Annotated in this window: 1 protein-coding gene; it reads right to left on the bottom strand. The window is 34.4% G+C overall.

Translation table 11 applies throughout. The features are described from left to right. Nucleotides 1–184: 184 nt before the first annotated feature. Nucleotides 185–553, bottom strand: a complete 369-nt coding sequence (locus CVV21_03800; GenBank protein PKL91882.1) for a hypothetical protein — start codon at nucleotides 551–553, stop codon at nucleotides 185–187. Between the last annotated feature and the right edge of the window lie 262 nt (nucleotides 554–815).

The following is an 815-nucleotide window of genomic DNA, read 5'->3' on the forward strand; positions in this document are numbered from 1 at the left end:
CAATTAAGCTATAGCGGAAGACAGAGATGAAATAATAAGCTATAGCGAAAGGCAGAGATGAAATAATAAGCTATAGGCAGTTAAGCTATAGCGGAAGGCAGAGATGAAATAATAAGCTCTAGGCAGTTAAGCATTAGCATAATAATCTGTTTAACAGCAGCAAAAAAACCAATACACCATTTTCCTATTTTTTTTGCTTTCGCCTTAACGAAATCAGACTTGCAGCAATTACTTTTAAAATTTCTTCAAGATCTTTTTTTAGTTCTTCAATTCCTTTCACTTCAGATTCTGTTGTATCAGAAATTAACCTTAACCAATGCATCGTTTCATTACCAGACTTAAGGGCTATTTCAAAATATCTTGCATATTCCTTTTCCGTGCCTGAATACTTTGCCTCGCACACATTGGCAGAAATGGAAGTAGCAGACCTTATCGGCTGGTTGAGTATAGTTCTGTATACTTTATCCGAAAACAATGGCCTTAAACACTTTATTAACTTAACCGAAAATTGATAAGCCCTTTCCCTTAATTCAAATTTATACCCCACAAACACCCCCTATGTTTTTAATACAAAAACCGTACCCGTAACTTATATCTTATGTTGTTGTTTTCCGCAACCGCTTAATCTATTATACTTCACAACCTATAACTCAATCTGCTATGTTTAAATCTTTCGCTATAGCTTAACTGCCTATAGTTTAATCCGCTATGTTTAAATCTTTCCGCTTCATGCTTAATTGCTTATAGCTTATGATCTTATCTCTGTCTTCCGCTTATGCTTAATTGCTTATAGCTTATGATCTTATCTCTATCTT

The sequence above is a fragment of the Candidatus Goldiibacteriota bacterium HGW-Goldbacteria-1 genome, assembly GCA_002839855.1.
In the GTDB taxonomy this organism is placed as follows: domain Bacteria; phylum Oederibacteriota; class PGYV01; order PGYV01; family PGYV01; genus PGYV01.